The sequence below is a fragment of the Streptomyces yunnanensis genome, from assembly GCF_029011865.1.
In the GTDB taxonomy this organism is placed as follows: domain Bacteria; phylum Actinomycetota; class Actinomycetes; order Streptomycetales; family Streptomycetaceae; genus Streptomyces; species Streptomyces yunnanensis.
On the sequence record NZ_CP095749.1, the window covers coordinates 6827734 to 6846371 of the forward strand.

Annotated in this window: 17 protein-coding genes, 1 pseudogene and 1 riboswitch; of the genes and pseudogenes, 8 read left to right on the forward strand and 10 right to left on the reverse strand. The window is 74.8% G+C overall.

The window, feature by feature from the left end; translation table 11 throughout:
• Nucleotides 1-28 precede the first annotated feature (28 nt).
• A complete protein-coding gene (locus MOV08_RS29775; RefSeq protein WP_052286945.1) occupies nt 29-928 on the reverse strand; it encodes a deoxyribonuclease IV in 900 nt (299 codons plus the stop codon).
• A 58-nt stretch (nt 929-986) separates the two neighbouring features.
• Nucleotides 987-2963: a Stk1 family PASTA domain-containing Ser/Thr kinase gene (gene pknB, locus MOV08_RS29780; protein ID WP_275309547.1), complete on the reverse strand. Its 1977-nt coding sequence runs from the start codon at nt 2961-2963 to the stop codon at nt 987-989.
• A 187-nt stretch (nt 2964-3150) separates the two neighbouring features.
• Between pknB and MOV08_RS29785 the strand changes: the two genes are divergently transcribed.
• Entirely contained in the window at nt 3151-3579 is a 429-nt protein-coding gene (locus tag MOV08_RS29785) for a MerR family transcriptional regulator (protein WP_174717905.1), read from the forward strand.
• A 12-nt stretch (nt 3580-3591) separates the two neighbouring features.
• On the opposite strand, the gene MOV08_RS29790 is transcribed toward MOV08_RS29785, so the two are convergent.
• From MOV08_RS29790 to thiO, 3 genes are all read right to left on the reverse strand, one after another.
• The gene (locus tag MOV08_RS29790) at nt 3592-4440 is read right to left on the reverse strand and encodes a thiazole synthase (protein WP_073445139.1); all 849 of its coding nucleotides are present in this window, start codon (nt 4438-4440) and stop codon (nt 3592-3594) included.
• A gap of 9 nt (nt 4441-4449) precedes the next feature.
• On the reverse strand, nt 4450-4701 hold the full coding sequence (gene thiS, locus MOV08_RS29795) for a sulfur carrier protein ThiS (RefSeq protein WP_189858281.1): 252 nt from the start codon (nt 4699-4701) through the stop codon (nt 4450-4452).
• Entirely contained in the window at nt 4698-5915 is a 1218-nt protein-coding gene (gene thiO / locus MOV08_RS29800; protein ID WP_275309548.1) for a glycine oxidase ThiO, read from the reverse strand. The genes thiS and thiO overlap by 4 nt, the downstream gene beginning before the upstream one ends.
• Nucleotides 5913-6024: riboswitch (TPP riboswitch) on the reverse strand. It overlaps the preceding gene by 3 nt.
• A gap of 176 nt (nt 6025-6200) precedes the next feature.
• Here thiO and MOV08_RS29805 point away from each other — a divergent pair.
• The 5 genes from MOV08_RS29805 (at nt 6201) to MOV08_RS29825 (ending at nt 10930) form a co-directional block, all read left to right on the forward strand.
• Nucleotides 6201-7493, forward strand: coding sequence for an NAD(P)/FAD-dependent oxidoreductase (locus tag MOV08_RS29805; protein WP_039637331.1), 1293 nt, complete (start codon nt 6201-6203; stop codon nt 7491-7493).
• Nucleotides 7494-7593: 100 nt separating this feature from the next.
• Entirely contained in the window at nt 7594-7959 is a 366-nt protein-coding gene (locus MOV08_RS29810; RefSeq protein ID WP_073445136.1) for an Rv2175c family DNA-binding protein, read from the forward strand.
• Nucleotides 7960-8070: 111 nt separating this feature from the next.
• Nucleotides 8071-8721, forward strand: a complete 651-nt coding sequence (gene thiE / locus MOV08_RS29815; protein ID WP_275309549.1) for a thiamine phosphate synthase — start codon at nt 8071-8073, stop codon at nt 8719-8721.
• Between the two features lie 133 nt (nt 8722-8854).
• Complete coding sequence (gene metF / locus MOV08_RS29820) at nt 8855-9772, forward strand: methylenetetrahydrofolate reductase [NAD(P)H] (protein WP_052286947.1); 918 nt, start codon at nt 8855-8857, stop codon at nt 9770-9772.
• Nucleotides 9773-9808: 36 nt separating this feature from the next.
• Nucleotides 9809-10930 (forward strand): hypothetical protein, encoded by a 1122-nt coding sequence (locus MOV08_RS29825; RefSeq protein WP_275309550.1) that lies wholly within the window; start codon nt 9809-9811, stop codon nt 10928-10930.
• A 70-nt stretch (nt 10931-11000) separates the two neighbouring features.
• On the opposite strand, the gene MOV08_RS29830 is transcribed toward MOV08_RS29825, so the two are convergent.
• The 5 genes and pseudogenes from MOV08_RS29830 to MOV08_RS29850 form a co-directional block, all read right to left on the reverse strand.
• Nucleotides 11001-12527, reverse strand: a complete 1527-nt coding sequence (locus MOV08_RS29830; RefSeq protein WP_275309551.1) for a phytoene desaturase family protein — start codon at nt 12525-12527, stop codon at nt 11001-11003.
• Between the two features lie 66 nt (nt 12528-12593).
• A complete protein-coding gene (locus MOV08_RS29835; RefSeq protein WP_039637343.1) occupies nt 12594-13214 on the reverse strand; it encodes a DUF4126 domain-containing protein in 621 nt (206 codons plus the stop codon).
• Between the two features lie 348 nt (nt 13215-13562).
• A complete protein-coding gene (locus MOV08_RS29840; RefSeq protein WP_039637345.1) occupies nt 13563-14177 on the reverse strand; it encodes a TetR/AcrR family transcriptional regulator in 615 nt (204 codons plus the stop codon).
• Nucleotides 14178-14212: 35 nt separating this feature from the next.
• Nucleotides 14213-16420 carry a YhgE/Pip domain-containing protein gene (locus MOV08_RS29845; RefSeq protein ID WP_275309552.1) on the reverse strand — a complete coding sequence of 736 codons (2208 nt, stop codon included), beginning with the start codon at nt 16418-16420 and terminating at the stop codon, nt 14213-14215.
• A gap of 97 nt (nt 16421-16517) precedes the next feature.
• Nucleotides 16518-16772: pseudogene (locus MOV08_RS29850) on the reverse strand (ATP-binding cassette domain-containing protein); the annotation flags it as partial.
• A 231-nt stretch (nt 16773-17003) separates the two neighbouring features.
• On the opposite strand from MOV08_RS29850, the gene MOV08_RS29855 reads away from it, so the two are divergent.
• The gene (locus MOV08_RS29855; RefSeq protein WP_039637349.1) at nt 17004-17519 is read left to right on the forward strand and encodes an SAV_6107 family HEPN domain-containing protein; all 516 of its coding nucleotides are present in this window, start codon (nt 17004-17006) and stop codon (nt 17517-17519) included.
• Nucleotides 17520-17624: 105 nt separating this feature from the next.
• Nucleotides 17625-18380 (forward strand): methyltransferase, encoded by a 756-nt coding sequence (locus MOV08_RS29860; protein WP_039637351.1) that lies wholly within the window; start codon nt 17625-17627, stop codon nt 18378-18380.
• Nucleotides 18381-18638: the final 258 nt, after the last annotated feature.

The following is an 18638-nucleotide window of genomic DNA, read 5'->3' on the forward strand; positions in this document are numbered from 1 at the left end:
GCCCGGCCCGCCCGGCCCCGTGCCGGGTTCAGGGCAGCCGCAGTTCCTTCAGCCGCGCCACGTCCGCGGCGTGGCCCTCCTCGCCGCCCGGGGTCTCGATCACCAACGGCACGCCGTCTGTCGCGGGATGCGCGAACAGCGCGGCGAACGGCTCCGCGCCGATGTGGCCGGCGCCGATGTTCGCGTGCCGGTCCTTGTGCGCGCCGACCACGTCCTTGGAGTCATTGGCGTGGATCAGCTTCAGCCGGCCCTCGCCGGTGACCTCCACCAACTCGTCCAGCAGCGCCTTCGTCCCGCCCGGCGCCGCCATGTCGTGCCCGGCCGCGAACGCGTGACAGGTGTCCAGGCAGACCCCGAGCCGCGGATGCCGGTCCAACGCGTCGAAGTACGGGCCCAGGTCCTCCGCCAGCGCGCACAGCGAGGAGCCCTGGCCGGCCGTGGGCTCCAGCAGCAGCCAGGGGTCGTCGTCCCGTGTCAGCTCGTCCAGCAGCGGCCGGACCTGCTCCCTGACCTGCGCCAGTGCCGTCTCCCGCGGGCGTCCGCCGGTCGCCGAGCCGGTGTGCACGACCACCCCGAGCGCGCCGATCTCCCGGCCGCGGCGCAGCGAGTGGCGCAGCGACGCCACGGACTTCTCGACCGTCGCCGGGGTGTGCGACCCGAAGTTGATCAGGTACGGCGCGTGCACATAGGCCGGGATGTCGTCCTGGGCGCAGCGCTCGCGGAACGCCGCGTCCTGCTCGGGGTTGCCGGGCGGCGTCGCCCAGCCGCGCGGATTGGCGACGAAGACCTGGACGACCTCGCAGCCGAGCTGCCGGGCGTACGACAGGCCCACCTTGGCCAGGCCGCCGGCCACCGGCACATGGCCGCCGACCGGATTGCGTGCGCGGGCGCGCAGGGCGGCGCCCTCGGGGGACAGGGGAGTACTCACCCTCCCAGGGTGCCAGGTGCCCCGCGGCCGTCCGCGGGGCACCCGGGCCACCCGGTTCCTACAGCGCGCCCTTGAGCCGGATCGTGATCGTGCTGCCCTTGGGCGCCTGGTCGCCGGCCGCGACCGACTGGGACGCGACGCTGTCCTGCGGGAACAGGAACGGCCGGTCCACCGAGACCTTGAAGCCGGCGTCGGTCAGCGCCTTGGTGGCGTCCGCGGTGTTCATCCCGCCGACGTCCGGCACGGCGACCATCTCCGGGCCCTTGGAGAGCGTCAGGGTGACCGTCTCGCCCTTGCCCAGGGTGCCGCCGGCGCCGGGCGACTGCCGGGCCACGGTGTCCTTGTCCTGCGGCGCGAAGACCGGCTGATCGGCGAACTGCACCCGGAAGCCGGCCTGCTGAAGCGCCGCCGCGGCGTCCTGGCGTCCCTTGCCGACCACGTTCGGCACGTCCACCGGCGCGCCCCGGCTGACGGTGAGCGCCACCGCGGTGTCCGGCCGCCGGGTGCTGCCCGGTGCCGGGTCCGTACGGATCACCGAACCCTTGGCGACCTCGTCGCTGAACGCCCGGGTCTCGGTGCCCGGCACCAGGCCCAGGTCGCGCAGCTTGCGCCGGGCGTCCGCGAGCGGGGTGCCGGCCAGGTCGGGGATGGTGACCTTCTCCGGGCCACGGGAGACGACCAGGGTGACCGTGCCGTTGCCGCGGATCCGCTGGCCCGTCTCCGGCTTCGTCGCCATCACGTGGTCGCGCTGGACGTTGGGGCTGAAGCCGCGCTCGACCTTCACCCGCAGCCCCTCGTCGTGCAGCGCCTTCTGGGCCTTGGCCTGCGTCATGTCCAGCACCGCCGGGACGTGGGTGAACTGGCCGACGTTGATGTACCAGACGCCGGTGCCGATGCCCAGGACCAGCAGCACGGCCGCCACGAGGGTGAGGATCCGCGGCTGCCGGAGCCGCCCCCCGGCCGGGGGCGCGCTGTGCGCCGGCGGTGCCGGCCGCAGCCGGGTGGTCCGGCCGTCCTCGGGTGCGGCGCCCGCCGGCGGCATCTCCAGCCGGCTGGTGCGGTTCAGCTCCGCCTCGCCCTCGACGGGCAGCGCGAGCTGGGTGCCGGTCGGGCGCGGGATCACGTCCGTCCGCTCGTCGTCCGCGGACGCCTCCCTGGCCTGCGGCGGGACGACGTCCAGCTGTGCGTCGGTCAGCCGCGCGCGGACCGCGCGCGCCCGGGCGAGCAGCGCCACCGCGTCCTGTGGGCGCTGCTGCGGGGAGCGGGCGGTGGCCGCCGCGACCAGCTCGTCCAGCTCCGGCGCCAGGCCCGGCACCAGCTCGGAGGGCGGGGTGATGTCGTCGTGCAGATGGCTGTAGAGGATCTGCGCCGCGGAGCCGCCGGTGTGCGGCTTGCCGCCGGTGAGCATCTCGTAGAGCACCACACCGCAGGCGTAGACGTCGACCCGGGCGTCCGCGGTGCCGTGCTCCATCTGCTCGGGGGCGAGGTAGGAGACCGTGCCCAGGATCGAGCCGGTGGAGGCGGTGGTGTGCGTGTCCACGGCGCGCACCAGGCCGAAGTCGGCGACCTTGACCCGGCCGTCGTCGCCGATCAGGACGTTCTCCGGCTTCATGTCGCGGTGCACCAGGCCGGCGCGGTGCGCGGCCCCCAGCGCGGCCAGGATCGGCTCCAGGATGTCCAGGGCGGCCCGCGGCTGCAGGGCGCCCCGCTCGCGCAGCACGTCGCGCAGCGTGCAGCCGGCGACGTACTCCATGGCCAGATAGACGTAGGTGCCGTCGGTGCCCTGGTCGAAGACACCGACCACGTTGGGGTGCGAGAGCCGGGCGACGGACTTGGCCTCCCGGATGAAGCGGTCGACGAACGCCCCGTCCACGGCCAGGCCGGGGTGCATCACCTTCAGCGCCAGCACACGGTCCAGCCGGGTGTCCATGGCCTGGTAGACGGTGGCCATGCCCCCGGCGGCGATGCGCCCCTCGACGCGATAGCGACCGTCGAGCAGCTGGCCCACGAGCGGGTCCTGCAGCGTCGTATCCACGGCAGACGAGTCTACGAGCCCGCGCCGACACGCCGGGCGCCCCGGCCACTCTCCTGGGCTACCGCAGCGGAACCGTGACACGGGGCGGCCGGCGGCCCCGCGCCCCGGGCACGGAATAATCCGGTCCCGGCCGTGGTCGCTCCCCAAGGGTGCGTCACGCGGCACACCGCACCAGAAGGGGGACCTCATGACGACGCTGCTGATGATCGGTGAGCTGGCCCGGCGGACCGGTACCACCGAGCGGCTGCTGCGCTACTACGAGGAGCAGGGGCTGCTCAGCCCCGAGCGGACCGCGGCCGGCTACCGCGTCTACGAGGAGGCCGACATCGCCCAGGTCCGCCGCATCCGCACGCTGCTGACCTCCGGGCTGAACACCGCGACCATCGCGCAGGTGCTGCCCTGTCTGCGCGACGACGACGGCCGCCTGGTGCCGACCTGTCCGCAGCTGGTCGGCGAGCTCCACCGGGAGCGCGCACGGCTCACCGACTCCATCGAGGCCCTGCTGGCCTCCCGGAGCCTGCTGGACGAGGTGATCACCGCCGCCCCGCCGGAGTTCGCCGACCTGGTCGGGGCGGCGGCGGACCGCCCCGGGCCCGCCGGCCGCCCCGCGGCTTAGGGCCTGTCGGCCCTAGAACGCCGGCCGCTCCGGGTCCAGCTCCGGGACGCCCTCGGTGGGCGAGGACGCCAGCGCGAAGTGGCGGCGCGGGATCCGGCCCGCACGGTGGGCCAGCCGGCCCGCCGCCACCGCGTGCCGCATCGCCGCGGCCATCAGCTCCGGCTCCTGCGCGCGGGTCACCGCCGACGCCAGCATCACCGCCGCGCAGCCCAGCTCCATCGCGAGCGCGGCGTCCGAGGCGGTGCCGGCGCCCGCGTCGAGGACGACCGGCACGCCCGCGCGCTCGGTGATCAGCTGGAAGTTGTGCGGATTGCGGATCCCGAGGCCGGAGCCGATCGGCGAGCCGAGCGGCATGATCGCCGCGCAGCCCACGTCCTCCAGCTTCCGGGCCAGCACGGGGTCGTCGTTGGTGTACGGGAGCACCGTGAAACCGTCGTCCACCAGGATCTCGGCGGCGTCCAGCAGCTCCACCGGGTCGGGCAGCAGGGTCCGCTCGTCGGCGACGACCTCCAGCTTGACCCAGTCCGTGCCGAGCGCCTCCCGGGCGAGCCGGGCGGTGAGCACCGCCTCGCCCGCGGTGAAGCAGCCCGCGGTGTTCGGCAGCACCCGGATGCCGTTCCGCTCCAGGACGGACAGCACCGAGCCCTGCACGGTCGGGTCCAGCCGCCGCATGGCGACCGTCGTCAGCTCCGTGCCGGAGGCCAGCAGCGCGCGCTCCAGGACGTCGAGGCTGGGCGCGCCGCCGGTGCCCATGATGAGCCGGGACCGGAAGGAGGTCCCGGCGATGGTGAGCGGGTCGGCGGCGGGGTCCGGGCCGGGCGCCGCGGGGGTGGCGCCCCGTTCGACTGCGATGTCGGTCATGTCGGCGGATCAGCCTCCCTGGACGGCGGTCAGCACCTCGACGCGGTCGCCGTCGCCGAGCGCGGTGGTGGGCCACTGGCTGCGCGGCACCACGGTCTCGTTGACCGCGGCGGCCACCCCGGCCGGGGCCTGGGACAGCGTGGCGACCAGCCGGTCGAGGGTCAGTCCGCCGGGGATCCGGCGGGCCTCCCCGTTGACGGAGACGGACAGCGTGCGGCCCTCGGGGGCATCGGGGCCGTCGGGGGTACCGGGGGCGTTCATACGGGCTGCTCCTCTGGGGCGCGGGTGCGCTCGGCCCCCCGGGCGGTGGGGGAGAAACGCGTGGGGGAGAAGGGGCGGGCCTCTTCCGGGACGGTCCCGGTGGCCAGCACCTCGGCCATCACGTCGCCGGTGACCGGCGTCAGCAGGACGCCGTTGCGGAAGTGGCCGGTGGCCAGGTGGAGGCCGGGCAGCTCGGTCGGCCCGAGCAGCGGCGCGTTGTCCGGGGAGCCGGGGCGCAGCCCGGCGCGGCTCTCGGTCAACGGCAGCTCGGTGAGGCCCGGGATCAGCTCGTGGGCGTCCCGCAGCAGCTCGTAGACGCCGCCCGCGGTGACCGTGGTGTCCCAGCCCAGCTCCTCGCTGGTGGCGCCGAGGACCAGTTCACCGCTCTCCCGGGGCACCAGGTAGAGGGGGTTGCCGCGGACCACGGCCCGTACGGTGCGGGAGAGGAACGGCCGGCCGCCCGGCGGCGGGTCCGGCAGCCGCAGCCGCAGCACCTGCCCCTTGACGGGGCGCACCGGTGGCAGCACGGCCTCCGGCACCCCGGCCAGCCGGCCGCTGCGGCTGCCCCCGGCCAGCACGACCTGACCGGCCGCCAGCCGTGTCCCGTCGGCGAGTTCGGCGCCCGAGGCGCGCCCGCCGGCGGTCGTCAGGCGCTCCGCCCAGCTGCGGTGGAAGACCACCCCGGCCCGCTCGCAGGCGGCCAGCAGGGCGCCCGCCAACCGACGCGGATCGACCTGGTGGTCACCGTCCACCCGGAGGCCGCCGCGCACCCCGGGGGCGAGCATCGGCTCCAGCCGGCGGCACTCGCGTCCGGTCAGCCACTGGGAGTCCAGCCCGGACCGGACCTGGAGGGCGTGCAGTTCCCGCAGATGGGCGCGGTCGTCGGCGTCCAGCGCGACGGCCAGCGTGCCGCACCGCCGGTAGCCGATCCGCTGCCCGCTCGCCTCCTCCAGCTCCTGTGCGAAGCGCGGATAGCGGCGCGCCGAGGCCAGATTGAGCCCCAGCAGCGTCTCCTCGCCGTAGTGCAGCTCGGTGACCGCGGCCAGCATGCCGGCTGCGACGTACGCCGCGCCGCCGCCGGGCGCGGGGTCCGCCACCGCGACCCGCAGCCCGCGGCCGGCCGCCCGCCAGGCGGTGACCAGCCCGATGATGCCGCCCCCGACGACCAGCACGTCGGGGTGCGGTGGTGTGGCGGATGGATGCAATGGATGCATGGGCGTCCAGCCCCTCCCTTCGCCGGCATGACCCGGATCAGGTTCGTACGGTCGGAGGCCGGCCAGCCTCCCTCTCAGCCCGGTCGTCCGGGCTCCCGCGAGTGCGTGCAGCCGCCACCCTAATACGGGCCGCGACGCGCCGTAAGGGAGCGCCCTGGCAGCGCGGCCCCGTACACCTGCCGGCGGTTCCGGACGGTGCCCTGGCGCCACGGCTCATGACGCTGTGCCAGAGATCTCCTTGCGCGGTGCTGCGGGCCGCGTCGTCCGCCGTCCTAGAGTGAGTGGGTGAGCGAGCAGAGCAAGTCTCCCCAGGCCCCTGACCGCACGCCGCGCGTGGTGATCGCCGGCGCGGGGATGGCGGGTGTGCAGACCGCCGTGGCCCTGCGCGAGCAAGGCTGGCGCGGCGCGATCACGCTCCTCGGCGACGAGCCCCACCAGCCCTACGACCGCCCCCCGCTGTCCAAGGCGGTGCTGCTCGGCAAGGCCGAGGGCTCGGCGTTCGACATCGACTTCGCCGGCCTCGGCATCGACCTGCGCCTCGGCTGCCCGGTCACCGCGCTGCGCCCGGCCGAGCGCGTCGTGGAGACCGCCGAGGGCCCGATCCGCTACGACTACGCGGTCATCGCCACCGGTGCCGAACCGATCCGGCTGCCGGGCGGCGACGAGCTCCCCGACGTGCACCTCCTGCGCACCCTGGACGACGCCGAGCGGCTGCGCCCGGTGCTCGCCGCCCAGCACCGGATCGTGGTGGTGGGCGCCGGTTGGATCGGCGCGGAGTTCGCCACCGCGGCCCGTGAGGCGGGCTGCGAGGTCACCGTCGTCGAAGCCGCCGACCATCCGCTGGCCGGCGCGCTGCCCGCCGAGGTCGCCGCGTACATGACCGACTGGTACACGGACGCCGGCGCGGACCTGCGCACCGGCGCCCGGGTCGCCTCCCTCGCGCCCGGCGCGGTGGCGCTGGCCGACGGCACCACCCTGCCCGCCGACGCCGTGGTCGTCGGGGTCGGCGCCCGGCCCGCCACCGGCTGGCTGGCCGGCTCCGGCATCGCCCTCTCGCCCGAGGACGGCTCGGTCCTGGCCGACGAGCGGCTGCGCACCTCCGTCCCCGACGTCTACGCGGTCGGCGACTGCGCCTCCTTCCCGTCGGCCCGTTACGGCACCCGGCTGCTGGTCCACCACTGGGACAACGCCCTCCAGGGGCCCCGCACGGTGGCCGAGAACATCGCCGGCGGCGAGGCGGCGGGCGTGGTCTACGACCCGGTGCCGTACTTCTGGTCCGAGCAGTTCGGGCGGTTCGTGCAGTACGCCGGCCACCACGTGGACGCCGACGAACTCGTCTGGCGCGGCGACCCGGCCGGCGCCGCCTGGTCGGTGATCTGGCTGCGGAGCGAGGGCCAGGACCGGGCGGGGGCGGCCGAGGGCGGCGCCGGGCGACCGGCGGGCCGGCTGGTCGCGCTGCTGGCCGTGGGGCGGCCGCGGGACCTGGCCCAGGGGCGGCGGCTGATCGAGAAGGGCGCGCTGCTCGACCGGGAGCGGGCGGCGGACGCGGCCGTTCCGCTCAAGTCGGCGGTGCGGTAGGGGCGGTCCGCGGCCGTACGGCTCACCCGGCGGTGTGCACGCGGCCCCTGACGGCGATGCCCGGCTACCGGCTGTCAGTGGGAGGTGGCAGGCTTGTCCTGTGACCGAGATTGACGTAAACATCGATGGGCTCGTCCCCGCCTGGCTGACCCTCCCCGACATCGCCGAGGAACTCGGCGTCGAGGTGACGCGCGTGCGGCAGCTGGTGAAGGAGGGCCAGCTGATCGCGGTGCGTCGCGGCGAGAACCGCGTGCTCCAGGTGCCCGCCGAATTCATCCAGGACGGCAAGGTCGTCAAGGGCCTCGCCGGCACGCTGACGCTCCTGCGCGACGACGGCTTCGCCGACGAGGAGATGCTGGAGTGGCTCTTCACCGCCGATGACACCCTGCCCGGCACCCCGGCGCAGGCGCTGCGCGAGAATCGCGGCACGGAGGTCAAGCGCCGGGCCCAGGCCCTGGCCGTCTGACGGAGCCGCGTCCGCCCAGTAACCGCACCACGCATCCGTAACCGCATCCACGCGTCGTACGGACCGGCTCCGGCCGGTCCGTACGACGCCGACGAGGGGGGAAGCCGCCCGATGACCACCGCTCGACAGGCCCTGTCCGACGCCCGGCTCTACCTGTGCACCGACGCGCGCATCCGCCAGGGCGATCTCCCGCAGTTCCTGGACGCGGTGCTGGCCTCGGGCGTGGACATCGTCCAGCTCCGCGACAAGGGCATGGAGGCCGGCCAGGAGCTGCGCCACCTGGAGGTCTTCGCCGATGCCTGCCGGCGGCACGGCAAGCTGCTCGCGGTCAACGACCGCGCGGACGTCGCCCATGCCGCGGGCGCCGAGGTGCTCCACCTCGGCCAGGGGGACCTGCCGGTCCCGGCCGCCCGCGCCCTGCTCGGTCCGGAGCCGCTGATCGGCCGCTCCACCCACGCCGAGGCCGAGGTGGCCGCCGCGCTCACCGAGCCCGGGGTGGACTACTTCTGCACCGGCCCCTGCTGGCCCACGCCGACCAAGCCCGGCCGGCACGCCCCGGGGCTGGACCTGGTCCGGTACGCCGCCGCGCGGAACCCCGAGCGCCCCTGGTTCGCCATCGGCGGCATCGACGCCGGCAACCTCGACGAGGTGCTGGCGGCCGGCGCCCGCCGGGTGGTGGTGGTCCGCGCGATCACCCAGGCCGAGGACCCGGGCGCGGCGGCCACGGAACTGGCCAAGCGGATCCGGTCCTGGCCCGTCTGACCAGGGCGTCCGGCGCCCACCGGGAGACCCCGGAATGGACGGGAGATGTCCACGTAGTGGACAGGAACCGCGTCAACCAGCCATTACGCCGATGCCGGTTGGTGTCCGTCCGGGCTGTGGTTAACCTGCGGGTATGGCCCTAGGTACAGCTTCCACCAGGACTGATCGCGCACGTACCGTGCGCGACCTGCTTGCTTCCGGCAAGCGATCCTATTCATTCGAGTTCGCCGCGCCCAAGACGGAGAAGGGCGAGCGGACGCTGTGGAACGCCATCCGCCGCATCGAGGCCGTCGCCCCGACCTTCGTGTCGGTGACCTACGGCGCCGGCGGCACCTCCCGCGACGGCACGGTCCGTGCCACCGAGCGCATCGCCACCGACACCACCCTCACCCCCGTCGCCCACCTGACCGCGGTCAACCACTCCACCGCCGAGCTGCGCAACATCATCGGCCAGTACGCCGACGCCGGGATCCGCAACATGCTCGCGCTGCGCGGCGATCCGCCGGGCGACCCCATGGGCGAGTGGGTCAAGCACCCCGAGGGCATCAGCTACGCCGCCGACCTGGTCCGGCTGATCAAGGAGTCCGGCGACTTCTGCGTCGGCGTGGCGGCCTTCCCCGAGATGCACCCGCGCTCGACGGAGTGGGACGCCGACATCCGGCACTTCGTCGACAAGTGCCGCGCCGGCGCCGACTTCGCGATCACGCAGATGTTCTTCTATCCGGAGGACTACTTCCGGCTGCGCGACCGGGTCCGCGCCGCGGGTTGCTCGACGCCGATCATTCCGGAGATCATGCCGGTGACCAACGTGCGTCAGATCGAGCGGTTTGCGCAGCTCAGCAACGCCGCGTTCCCGCCCGAGCTCGCCGAGCGCATCCTCGCGGTCAAGGACGACCCGGCGGCGGTACGCTCCATTGGCATCGAGTACGCGACGGACCTGTGTGCGCGCTTGATGGCCGAGGACGTGCCCGGGTTGCACTTCATCACCCTGAACCACTCCACGGCGACCCTGGAAATCTACGAGAACCTGGGGCTGCACCAGCGGCCCTGACCACGGCGGCCGGGATCCGGCGGAAGAGGGGCGCATATGGGCTGGACGATCCTCTACATCGCGTTCGGCCTGGTCGCCCTGTGGCTGCTCGGCGAGGTGCTGTTCCAGAACAAGGCGCCGCTGCGCTGGCGGTTGCTGGCGCTGTGCGGCTTCCTCGGCGTGGTCACCGGCGTGCTCCTCCCCTCGGTCATAGTGATCGCGCTGGGGGGCATCGCCTTCGCGGTGGGGCAGACCTATGTGACGCTCTCCGTCCGCCGCGGCTACATGGACGGCTGGACGATCGGGGGGCGGCCCAAGCCGAACCGCCGGCGCCGCGCGCGCTCCTCCCGCGGTCCCGCGGCCGGGCCGAACCTCCAGGTCTCCGGGCTGACGGAGGAGACGCCCGAGGCCGTCGCGGGAAGCGGCACGCAGCCCACGGCCGGCGCCCACGACGGCGCCCACGACGGCGCCCACGACGGCGCCCACGACGGCGCCCACGACGGCGCCTACGTCGGGGCCCACGACGGTGCCTACGACGGCGTCGGGGCCCCGGACCCGTATCAGCCGCTGCCGGACCCGGTCGGCCCCGGCGAACCGCCCGTCGCCGCACCGGACTTCGCCTCCGCCTCCGCCTTCGCGGACGCCCCCACCGTCTACGCCCCCCAGCCGCTGCCGGACGAGACCGGGGCCTACGGCGTCTACAGCCGCGACTCCCGCCCCGACCCGTTGGCCGCCGCCTCGTACGACGTCTTCGGAAACGTCACTGCGGAGGGCGACGCCAACGCCCATGGCTACGGCGGCGGTTACGGCGCGCCCCCCGGCCAGGGCGAGTACACCGACCCCTACCCGGCCTACGACGACGGCTCCTACCACGGCGGGCAGGCGCCCTACTCGGACCCGTACATCGGCACCCAGCAGTACGCCGCGCACTACGACCCCTACGAGGAGCCCGACGCGTTCGGCGGGACGCCGTACCAGGCGGGGCAGTACGACGGCCTCGGCGGCCAGCCGGCGCAGCAGTACGGCCAGGAGTACTACCACCCGCAGACTCCGGAGACCCCGCAGAACCCGTTGGACGGTGCCTGGGTGCCGCAGCAGCGGGACACCGGGCACGCGGCGGAGCACCCGTCCTACCCGCCCCCGCAGCCGGGGTACGACGAGCAGCGCTACCACTACTGAGCGGCGGGCGGCCGTCGCGTGGCGGCCCGGCCCCGTCGCCGGCCCCGGCATCCCGGGGCCGGGCGCGGGCTCACTCCGAGCCGTGCCAGTCGTCGCCGTTGACGATCAGGCCCGCGACGATCGCCCCGGACATCCCGGCGTGCGCCAGCCCGCCACCGGGGTGGGACCAGCCGCCGACGGCGTAGAGCCCCGGTATCCGGGTGCGGTTGCCGGGCCGCAGGAAGCGCCCTGCCCGGCCCGCCAGCGCCGGGCCGGGCACCGGCCCACCGTCGGCCGGCGAGCGGACCTCCCGCCACAGCACCCGCTCCCGCAGGCCCGGTACGGCCGCCTCGGCACTCGCCACCAGCTCGTCCGCCGCCCGCTCCAGGACCGCGGGATCCCGCCAGTCGACCGGGCCGTGCGGGGCGACGGTGGCGGTGAGCGTCACCGCCTCGTGGGCGTCGTCGGGGCGCGTCGCCGGGTCGTCGGGGCGCAGCACCGTCACCGTCGGCCGGGCGCAGGGGTCCCGCGGGGCGGGCCCGTCGCCGAAGACGCCGGCCAGCTCCGCGGCGCGGTCCGCGGCATGGACCACCGTGCGGTGCACCGCGTCCGCCGGGCGGGCGCCGCGCAGCGCCAGACAGACCGTCAGCCGCGCGCCGACGCCCCGGTCGCCCGGCTCCGGAGCGGGGCGGACGTCGCCGTCGCCCCAGGGCGCGCGGCCCGCGCACAGGTCCGCCAGCCGGACCGGGTCGACGCCCGCGACCACGAACTCCGCCTCGGCGCCCCGGCCGTCGGCCAGCTCCACGCCCGCGGCCCGGCCGTCCTTCTCCACGATCCGGGTCACCTCGGCGTCGAAGGCGAACTCGACCTTGCGGGCCCGGCAGCGCGCGTACAGCGCGTCGGCCAGTGCCCGCATCCCGCCGGCGACGTACCAGCTGCCGAAGGTCTGCTCCATGTACGGCAGCACGGTGGCGCTCGCCGGGGCGGTGCGCGGGTCGAAGCCGTACGCCAGGGCGTGGCTCTCCAGGAGGGCGATCAGCCGGGGATCGGCCAGCTCCCGCCGGGCGACCTCGGCGAGGGTGGCGGTGGTCGGGCCCTTGCCCCCGCCCAGCCCGAACAGGCCGCGCCGGCGCACCGCCGGATACGGGTCGCGCCCCAGCACGTGCCAGTTGGCCCACAGCGGCTCCTCCAGGAGCGGCCGGCGGGTGGCGTCCCACGCCTCGCGGGCGCGGACCATCAGATCGCTCCAGCGCTCGCCGCTGCCGGCGCCCAGGGCCTCGTCCAGCGCGGCCAGGACACCGGCCCGCGAGGCGTTCGGCAGCGTCGCGGCGGTGCCGTCGGCGAAGACGTGCCGGCTCGCGGGGTCGACCTGGGTCAGCTCGACGCAGCTCTCCAGCGGCTCGCGGCCGGTCTTGAGGAACAGATCGCGGTGCACCGCCGGCAGATGCAGCAGGCCGGGCCCCGTGTCGAAGGCGAAGCCGTCCCGCTCGAAGCGGCCCACCGCGCCGCCGTACGTCGCACCGCGCTCGAACACCGCCACCCGGTGGCCCGCGACGGCCAGCCGGGCGGCGGCCGCCATGGCGCCCATCCCGGCGCCGATCACCGCAATCCCTGCCATGCCTGCGACTGTATCCGGCGGCACTGACAGCGGCGTCGACGGCCGGTGTCCCGGCCGGCGGCGGGCTCAGCCGACCGGCGGTGCGGCGCCGTCCGCAGGGGCCGGCCGCTTCGCCGCGCGCCGCTCCCGCCGGCGCCGCAGGTACCGGCGGATCCGCGACCACAGGAAGATCACCACCGTGATGCCCGCGACCAGCAGCACCGCCGCGATGCCCGCCGCGATCCACGGGTGGAACAGCGCGAACGCGATGATCCCCGCGACGCCCAGGTCCTCGGCCAGGCTCAGCACGATGTTGCTCGCCGGCTCCGGCGAGGTGTTGACCGCGATCCGGGTGCCCGCCTTGACCAGATGGCTCACCAGCGCCGTGGAGCCGCCCACCGCACCGGCGGCCAGTTGGGGCAGCGACCCGTCGTGCCCGGCCAGCAGGGCCGCCACCACACCGCCGGCGACGGGCCGGATCACGGTGTGCACGGCGTCCCAGACGGAGTCCACGTAGGGGACCTTGTCGGCGACCGCCTCGGCGACGAAGAGCACCGCCGCGACGATCAGGACATCGGGCCGCTCCAGGGCGGCGGGGACCTCGTCGGAGACGCCGGTCGCGCCGAGCAGGCCGAGCAGCAGGACGACGGCGTAGGCGTTGATCCCGCTCGCCCAGCCGCTGGTGAAGACCAAGGGAAGTACGGACACGCGCCAGATCGTAAGCGGTCGGCGGGGCCCGCCGCCCGGCTCATGAGGCGCGGTGCTCAGCTTTGAGTATCCGTACTCAGACACCGAGATGAGTAGGTACGCGGATGGGCCGGCACCGGCCTGGACGGAAGAGTGGGGGCCACGGACGGGAAGCGGCGCCGCACCGCCGACACGGGGCGGCGGAGCGGTGTGGCTCCCGGACGTGACGGAGGAACCCACGGGGGAAGACGGGGGACTCCACGGGGGAGTACGGGGGAAGGACGGGGGCGGCGCTGCCCTGGTCGGATCGGTCGGGGGAACGATCTGTGCCAGGGCAGCGCTCATGTGCGCGGGGGACCGGGCGCCCGCTCAGGCGGGGCGCCCGGTGACCCGCCCCTGGAGGAGCCGCGACAGTGCCGCGTGCACGTCGTCGATCGACCGGTCCGGCTGGTACGACTGCCAGTCCAGGGCGGCCACCAGGACCATCCCGAACAGCGCCGAGGCGGTCAGCGGGATGTCGATCTCTTCGCTCAGCTCGCCGCCGGCCACCGCCTCCCGCAGCACGTTCTCCACCACCGTGATGGCCCGCTCCCGCACCACCATGAGCGTGGACTGCCAGGCCCGGTTGGTGCGCCACAGCTCGGCGACGTAGAGCTGGGTGAGCGCCGGGTAGCGGGCGATGAAGTCCAGGCCCGCCCGGATCATCGCGTCCAGGGCGTCGACCCGGGTGCCGCCCCGGTCGGTGACCTCGTCGGCGGCCGTCTGGAGGGAGGACGCCAACAACTCGATGCCGTGCCGCAGCAGCTCCTCGAAGAGGACGTTCTTGCTCGCGAAGTTGTAGTACACCGTGCCCTTCGCGACCCCCGCCCGTTCGGCGATCTCGTCCACCGTGGTGGAGGAGAAGCCCTGTTCGGCGATGAGCGTGACCGCGGCCTCGAAGAGCTTGCGCCGGGTGGCGTCGCGGCGTGTGTTGGAGCTGTCCATAGGGGCGATTGTGCCGGTCTTCGCCGGGCGCGCGCTCACAGGCTCAGCTCCGGGTGGAGGTCCTTCATCCGCACCACCTGACGGCCGCGCGCCGCCAGGGAGGTCAGCGCGAGCGCCCCGAGGGTGAAGGCCAGCAGTACCGCGCTGCCCTGCCATACGGGCGCCAGGTCGCCGCCCGTGATGAGCCGGCGCAGCCCCTCGACGATGTAACTCATCGGCAGGAAGGGGTGGATGGCGCCGAAGAAGCCGGGGCTGGTCTGCACCGGGTAGGTGCCGCCGGCCGACGTCAGCTGGAGCATCAGCAGCGCCAGGACGAGGATCCGGCCGGCCGGCCCGAACTTCGCGTTCAACCACTGCACGATCGCCGTGAAACAGGCCGTGACCAGCACCAGGAAGCCGATCGTGCCGGCGGCCCGGACCATCTGGAGGCCGAGCGCGAAGTGCAGCACGCTCATCAGCGCCGCGGTCTGCAGCCCCCCGATGCCGAAGACCGGCAGCCATCCGGACAGCGCCACCCGCCAGGAGGCCGCACCCATCGCCAGCGCCCTCCGGTTGAGCGGCGGGATCAACATGTACGCCACCATCGCGCCGACCCACAGGGACAGCGGGATGAAGTACGGGGCGAACCCGGTGCCGTAGTTGGGCGCCTTGTGGGCGGAACCGGACGCCAGCTGCACCGGGTCGGACATCACCAGGGTGCGCGCGTCGCGGTCCTTCCTGCCGTAGTCGGGGATCCGCCCCGCCCCGTCGTGCAGCCCGCCGGCCAGCTGCGCCGAACCGTCGGACAGCTTGAACATCCCGCCGTCCAGCGTCCGCGCGCCGTCCTTGAGGCGGCCGACGCCGGCGTCCAGGTCGGTCATCCCGGAGGCGGCCCGGCCGGTGCCGTCGTGCAGCTGCCGCGCCCCGTCGTTGAGCCGGTCCGCGCCGCTCGCCAACTGGGCGTTGCCCGCGGCCAGTTTGCGGGCGCCCGCGGAGACCTTGTGGGCGCCGTCGTTGAGGTCGTTGATCTTCCGGACCGCGGCGTCCATGTCGGCGCCGAGGGTCGGCCCGTGCGCGGCCAGTTCGGAGGCCAGGGAGTGCAGGGTGCCCAGGTCCCGGCCGAGCTGGTCGAGGTTCTTCTGGTCGTGGACGTAGCCGCTGACCTCTTCGGCGGTGTCCGCCGCGGTGTTCGCCTGCTCCGTGATCCGCTTCAGTTCGGCGCAGTCGGTCACCAGGGTGACGCCGGTGCCGCAGCGCAGCCGGTAGTACGAGCCGAGGTGGTCGGCGATCCCCTGGGAGAGCTCGGCTCCCGTGGAGGCCGCGGCGGGCAGCTTGTCCAGGTGGTCGCGCACCGCCTGGGCGCCGTCCGCGACCAGCTGCGCGGCCTCCCCGATCTCCTTGCCGTGCGCCCGGACGAACGGTCCCACCTGGTCGACGACCCCGTTGACGGTGTCGGCGAGCTGCTGGGTCCCGTCGGCCACCTGCCCGGCCCCGTCGGCCAGTTGACGCGATCCGTCGGCGGCGGTGCCGGCGCCCCGGGCGAGGTCGGTGCTGCCCCGGCTGAGCCGGCCGGCGCCGGCGTCGAGGTCGCCCAGGCCGCCGACCAGCCGGGCGCTCCCGTTCTTGGCGGTGCCCAGGCCGTCGGCCAGTTTGCCGGTGCCGTCCTTGGCCTGCCCGATGCCGTCCTTGAGGCGGTCCGCGCCGTCGGCGGCCTCCTCCGTCTTCCCGTGCAGGGCCGAGAAGGAGACGAAGATCTTGTCGAGGAAGGTCCGTGACGCCTTGGCCGAGGCCGCCGCGCGCACCTCGGAGAAGACCGTCCGGGAGATCTGCCCGACGATGTAGTTGTTGGCGTCGTTGGTCCGCACCTTCAGGGCACCGGTCTCGGGGTGGCCCCCGGAGCTGGAGGCGATCCGGCGGCTGAAGTCCCGCGGAATGGACAGCGAGAGGTAGTACGTGCCGTCCTCGACGCCCCGGCCGGCCGCGGCGGCGTCCACCTGGTGCCAGTCGAAGGTGTGGCTGTCGCGCAGCCCGGCGACGATGTTGTCGCCCGCGGAGAGGTGCCGCCCGCCGACGTCGGCGCCCGCGTCCTCGTCGACCAGCGCGACCGGGATCTTGTCCAGCCGGCCGTAGGGGTCCCAGAAGGACCACAGGTAGAGCGCGCCGTACAGGAGCGGCAGCAACAGGAGCGCGGCCAGCGCGGCGCGCGGCAGTTTCCCCCTGCCGAACCGCTTCAGCTCAAGCGCGGCCAGCTTCGGCGAGCGCATCGGCCGCCCCCTCCTCGTCGTGCCCGCCGTCCCCGGGGGCGTCGATGGCGTCCGGTTCCGGGCGTCCGGTGCGCACCGGCACCACGCCCGCGGTGTCCGCCGGAGCGGCTGACGCCGCGCAGTCCGTCGGGGGCAGCGGCAGTCCGCCGACCTCGGCGGTGCCGGCCGCGGGCTTCGTCCGGCCGGTGAGCGCCAGCAGCAGGCAGGTCAGGCCGGACCCCGAAGGGCCCTGGACGGCGGTCAGCGCGCCGGGTTCCGCGGTGACGTCGATGTCCCGGAACGCCCATCCGCGGGGGCCCTCGACCCCGAATCCGGCGGCCGTGACCGCCGCGCCGTGCGGGGTGCCGTCCACGATCCCCTCCTTGCACTGACTGGTCAGTTCAAAGTAGGGAGCCCTCCCGCTGTCCGCAAGGGGTTCTCCGGAAATCCGCGAAAACCCGTTCCGGATCCCGGTCGCGATGTCCGTTTTTCCGGCAAAACCGCAGGTCACGGCCGATTGTCAGTGGTGTGCCGCACGATGGGTGCATACGGTCCGCATCGGCCCGCCGGTCCTCAACCCGCGGGCGACGACAGGAGGTTCGTCATGGCAGCTCGTCCCACCGCGGGCAGCTCCGCTGCGTACGGTCCCCCGAGCGATGTCCACCCCGTCCTGCGCCGGGCGTCCGCACCGCCCGCCGCCCTCGACCTGCTCACCAAAGCCCGGCACGGCCTCGACGAGGCCGAGACCCTGGAATCCGCCAACGAACGCTTCGCCACCGCCCACCTGGCCGCGCTGCGCGGCGCCGCCGCCGTCCTCGCCGTGCGCGGCCGACCGGAGCCCACCGCGCGCCGCCGGAAGACCATCCGGAGCGCCTGGGAGGTGCTGCCCGAGGTCGCCCCCGAACTCGCCGAGTGGAGCGCCCTGTTCGCGGCCGGCGCCGCCCGCCGGGCCCGGGCCGAGGCCGGCATAGCGGGCGCGGCCACCCGGCGCGACGCCGACGACCTGCTGCGGGACGCCGGGATGTTCCTCCGCCTGGTCGAGCGGATGCTCCGACTCCAGCCGGTGCTGCCCCCGCAGCGGGCCGGGGACCCCAGCGGCAGTTGGGGCAGGGCCGGCTGACCGCCCGCGCCCGCCCGGCGCGCGGGCCGGACGCCGCACCAGGCACGATACGGAATAGGGTGGTGAACGACTGGATGTCCATGCCCCGCCGAGGAGCCACCCACCGTGTCTGACCCGCTGCGCCCGCGCGCCTCCCTTCGTACCGCCGTGGTCTGGGACGTCCTCAAGGACGCCCTGGAGCGCCGGGTCAAGGCCGCCGGGCGCGACGCCCTGGACGTCCTCGACACCGGCGGCGGCAGCGGTAACTTCGCCGTCCCGGTGGCCCGCCTCGGTCACCGCGTCACCGTCGTCGACCCCAGCCCCAACGCCCTCTTCGCGCTGGAGCGCCGGGCCGCCGAGGCCGGGGTCGCCGACCGGATCCGCGGGGTCCAGGGCGACGCCCACGGGCTGTTCCAGGTCGTCGAGCGCGGTGGCTACGACGCGGTGCTCTGCCACGGCGTGCTGGAGTACGTCGACGACCCCGCCGAGGGTCTGCGCAACGCCGTCGGCGCGCTCCGCCCCGCCGGCACCCTCAGCCTGCTCGCCGCCGGCCTGGGCGGGGCGGTCCTCGCCCGCGCCCTGGCGGGCCACTTCACCGAGGCCCGCCGGGCCCTCACCGACCCCGCCGGCCGCTGGGGCGAGGGCGACCCGGTGCCCCGCCGGTTCACCGCCGAGCAGCTCACCGAGCTGGTCACCGGCACCGGCCTCCAGGTCGGCGCGGTGCACGGCGTGCGGATCTTCGCCGACCTGGTGCCCGGCGTCCTGGTCGACACCGAGCCCGGCGCCCTGGACGCGCTGCTGAAGCTGGAGGTCGCCGCGGCGGAGCAGCCCGCGTTCCACTCGGTCGCCACCCAGCTGCACGTCCTCGCCGAGCGCGACTGACGGCTCACGAGGCCGCAGGGCCGCTCCGCGGTCGTTCCGTTCGCACACGGCTCCGCACCGTACGTACGGCACGCGCCGCTCCCCGCCGAGGCGCCCGCACCGTCGGGTCGCGGACGGCGGGCGGTGCGGCACCGAGGAGCAGCGTCCGCGGCACGCGCGAGCGCCGTCCGCGGGACCCGGTGGCGCCCGCGGGCATCGCGTGTGGTCGGGCACAGGCCACCCGAACAGCCGCTTCGCCCCGTATGATCGGGGTACGAC

Coding starts and splice junctions, on each gene's coding strand:
- MOV08_RS29785 (WP_174717905.1), top strand. CDS start 3,151: ATGACGACGCTGCTGATGATCGGTGAGCTGGCCCGGCGGACCGGTACC.
- MOV08_RS29790 (WP_073445139.1), bottom strand. CDS start 4,440: ATGACCGACATCGCAGTCGAACGGGGCGCCACCCCCGCGGCGCCCGGC.
- thiS (WP_189858281.1), bottom strand. CDS start 4,701: ATGAACGCCCCCGGTACCCCCGACGGCCCCGATGCCCCCGAGGGCCGC.
- thiO (WP_275309548.1), bottom strand. CDS start 5,915: ATGCATCCATTGCATCCATCCGCCACACCACCGCACCCCGACGTGCTG.
- thiE (WP_275309549.1), top strand. CDS start 8,071: ATGACCACCGCTCGACAGGCCCTGTCCGACGCCCGGCTCTACCTGTGC.
- metF (WP_052286947.1), top strand. CDS start 8,855: ATGGCCCTAGGTACAGCTTCCACCAGGACTGATCGCGCACGTACCGTG.
- MOV08_RS29825 (WP_275309550.1), top strand. CDS start 9,809: ATGGGCTGGACGATCCTCTACATCGCGTTCGGCCTGGTCGCCCTGTGG.
- MOV08_RS29830 (WP_275309551.1), bottom strand. CDS start 12,527: ATGGCAGGGATTGCGGTGATCGGCGCCGGGATGGGCGCCATGGCGGCC.
- MOV08_RS29840 (WP_039637345.1), bottom strand. CDS start 14,177: ATGGACAGCTCCAACACACGCCGCGACGCCACCCGGCGCAAGCTCTTC.
- MOV08_RS29845 (WP_275309552.1), bottom strand. CDS start 16,420: ATGCGCTCGCCGAAGCTGGCCGCGCTTGAGCTGAAGCGGTTCGGCAGG.
- MOV08_RS29855 (WP_039637349.1), top strand. CDS start 17,004: ATGGCAGCTCGTCCCACCGCGGGCAGCTCCGCTGCGTACGGTCCCCCG.